Origin of the sequence: Bradyrhizobium pachyrhizi, assembly GCF_001189245.1 — a bacterium.
Lineage (GTDB): Bacteria > Pseudomonadota > Alphaproteobacteria > Rhizobiales > Xanthobacteraceae > Bradyrhizobium > Bradyrhizobium pachyrhizi.
In genome coordinates, this window is the sequence record NZ_LFIQ01000089.1 from 29,831 (window position 1) to 31,984 (window position 2,154).

Below are 2,154 nucleotides of genomic sequence, written 5' to 3' on the forward strand. Positions count from 1 at the left end.
GCACGAGCAGCGAGCCTGTGATGGGCTGTACAACGACGGCAGTGGCCGTGAAGATAAAATCCGCAATCACAACAATACGGGCGACGCCCGCGATGACAGAGGGCTTTCCGCCGAGGTGAGCTGCAAGCATGAAACACGCAATGCCGGATCCTGTACCAAGCAAAACAGCGGCGCCGAGGATATGCAAGTACTTGAGAACGAAGTACAGCATCATCGATCTTCGAGAACCGCTAGCGCTGTGAAATGAAGGACGATGATCGGCCAGATTTTCAGCATCGGTCCTAACGGATCGGCCCATAGCCGAGGCGCAAGTGCGGTCCCGATGATCGCGTAAGTGAAGGAGATCGCGATGGCCCCATAGAGTCCGTACCGGCTGGCTGGTCGATAGGCGATCGCGAGTCCAATCACCAAGTCGGATAATGCGCCGGCGACCACAGTGAGCGCCGCACTCACTCCTTCGACGCCGCCCTCGCCCATGAGGCCCATTCCGTAGCCCCAGCCCGGCCCCAGCGAGACAAGGGCGGTCGAGATCCAGAATAGAGACAACACGATAAATATCGCCGGTTTAAGCAAATACATGCGCGCAAACCAGCGTTCCTGCACAGACGCTGGTTCGGAGGCAAAGAACTCCGGAAGGCCTTTTGGATGCAGCCCAAGCCGCTGCATGTTTCCAAGATCGCCAACCGCGCCTCGCCTGATCTCCCGCTCGACAGTGCTTCGTACGGGAGGCCGCCAGCCCAAAAGCGAAATCATGTCACCGAACTTGTACATCACGCTCGAAGCAAAATTCGGCAAACGGATCTCGTGCGCCGGAGGCCAACGGTACCAACCGCGGATCAGTGCAATGACTTCACGGAAAGAATGGCGGTGCGGGCCGACCAGTTCGACAATTGTTCGTGTAGGCACACCGGGCTCTAGAAAATGCTGCACGGTTTGCACGACGTCCTCGAGCAGGACGATCTGGAGCTGTCCCGTGTTTGGCATCGCCGGTAAAGCCGGGAGGGCCGCCAAGCCTCGCATGAGCGCGCTGGCCCCATAGGCCGCCCGACCGATCACGACGGAGGGTCGCAAGATGATCCAGTCGAGATCACGCCCCATCAGAGCCTTGTCGCCAATTAATTTCGTTTCTGAAAACGCGCTGGGGGTTTGCCGGTCTACCCCGATTGCGGAGAAATGGATGACGCGGCGGATTTTGAGTTGCTCACAGGCGACAAAAAGATTCGCAACGCCCTGATGATGAACCATTGACGTGGAATCTTTTGGGCTATCTTGGAGTACCCCGGCGCAATTCACTACGGCCTCTACGCCATCGAGATGGGGCAGCCAATAAGACGGCGACGTCGCCTGGTTAAGGTCAACCGAGATAGCGCCCGGAATCCTTATGTCGGCGCTTCTGCTCATGGAAACAACTGAATGGCCACGCGACGATAGGTCGGCCACAATTGCGGATCCCAACAGTCCTGTCCCTCCGATGACGGCAACCTTCATTGATGGTCCTCCGCGTTCGGAGCTAAGCCCTCTTCCGCGACCGCAAGCCTCGAACGAATTCCTCCATATAGGGAAGGACTTCAAACAGCAGGACTGCGAACAAGAATGCAGCCACATACGTCCAGGGTAATGGCTCTCGCTTCAGGACGAGCTCGTAACGTGCGGACTCAGAACCCATTCCCCAGAGGCTAAGAAATTGCGGCCAGTTCAAGATAATTACGATAACCATCGCCATCAGAGGCATCAGTTCAAGAAAACTATGGACCTGCTGTTCAATGGGCGTGATGCGCCGCTTATGGCTGGCGAATGTTGTGTCCCAGAGGGCCGTCAGCTGATGCGTAACAAAACCGGCAATCATAGCCGCTATGATGAGAGCGTTGATCTCCAAAAAAATCGCAGCCAGCAGTGGAATCGCCAGCTCGATCAACATCAACAGATGGAGCAAAGTTTCCTTGTAGCCGCTCGTCGTCTCAATTCGAGAAGCACGATGGCAAAGATAGTCAGCAAAGCCGGCCAACAACCAAAGGGGCAGCACAAAGTACAGCAATACGGTTTCAGCTGCTACGGAATGAGACATCCGGTAAGCGCTTCTTCTCTATTTACAGGCTATCTGGGGTGCGGAGGGGAGACGACTTATCCTCGTTTCGCAACTCCTGCTCCGCCAAC

At 56.2% G+C, this 2,154-nt stretch carries 3 protein-coding genes; all 3 read right to left on the bottom strand.

Annotation, left to right across the window (positions count from 1 at the left end):
- Positions 1-211, bottom strand: a 211-nt coding sequence (locus tag AKL29_RS21470) for a DUF2269 family protein (RefSeq protein ID WP_244482250.1), incomplete at its 3' end; no start/stop codon positions are given.
- Positions 211-1,488 (bottom strand): SDR family oxidoreductase, encoded by a 1,278-nt coding sequence (locus AKL29_RS21475; RefSeq protein WP_050385528.1) that lies wholly within the window; start codon positions 1,486-1,488, stop codon positions 211-213. The genes AKL29_RS21470 and AKL29_RS21475, both read right to left, overlap by 1 nt.
- A 22-nt stretch (positions 1,489-1,510) precedes the next feature.
- The gene (locus tag AKL29_RS21480) at positions 1,511-2,065 is read right to left on the bottom strand and encodes a hypothetical protein (RefSeq protein WP_050385529.1); all 555 of its coding nucleotides are present in this window, start codon (positions 2,063-2,065) and stop codon (positions 1,511-1,513) included.
- Between the last annotated feature and the right edge of the window lie 89 nt (positions 2,066-2,154).

Excerpts from the sequence above, each read along its gene's own strand:
- AKL29_RS21475 (WP_050385528.1), bottom strand. The coding sequence starts at position 1,488 with ATGAAGGTTGCCGTCATCGGAGGGACAGGACTGTTGGGATCCGCAATT.
- AKL29_RS21480 (WP_050385529.1), bottom strand. The coding sequence starts at position 2,065 with ATGTCTCATTCCGTAGCAGCTGAAACCGTATTGCTGTACTTTGTGCTG.